Origin of the sequence: Pseudomonas sp. 30_B (assembly GCF_017491605.1) — a bacterium.
Classification (GTDB): Bacteria; Pseudomonadota; Gammaproteobacteria; order Pseudomonadales; family Pseudomonadaceae; genus Pseudomonas.
This window is the reverse complement of the sequence record NZ_JAFGYY010000376.1, coordinates 1-439: the sequence shown is the minus strand read 5'-3', so window position 1 is coordinate 439 and position 439 is coordinate 1. Positions and strand designations below refer to the sequence as shown.

Genomic DNA, 439 nt, shown 5'->3' with positions numbered 1-439 from the left:
CATGTCGGCCGGGCGCACCCCCGCATCCTCGAACGCTTCCCACGCGAGTTCGAGCAGCAAGCGCTGCTGCGGGTCCATCTGGGTGGCTTCGCGCGGGGAAATGCCGAAGAACGCGGCGTCGAAACCCGCAACGTTATCGAGAACGCCGGCCGAGAACGTGTAGCTCTTGCCCGGTTCGCGTTTGGACGGGTGCCGGTAAAAGTCCGTGCCGAAGCGCTCCGGCGGGATTTCGGTTACTGCGTCGCGTTCGCTCTTGAGCAATTGCCAGTATTCTTCCAGCCCGGCAACGCCGCCGGGGAATCGGCAAGACGCACCGATAATTGCGATCTTAGTGTTAACCATAGCTACGTTGTTATCTCCGACGCGCCAGTCGAAACCGCCTGCCTACCCGTCGTCTTCATCGCGCGAAGCAACGCGGTGCCAAGTTCCTCGACCGCGC

General features: G+C 62.4%; 1 protein-coding gene. It reads right to left on the bottom strand.

Annotated features, from left to right (window positions below):
* On the bottom strand, window positions 1-342 hold a 342-nt coding region (locus J5M67_RS28725), incomplete at its 3' end, for a beta-ketoacyl synthase N-terminal-like domain-containing protein (protein ID WP_207888716.1).
* Window positions 343-439 lie beyond the last annotated feature (97 nt).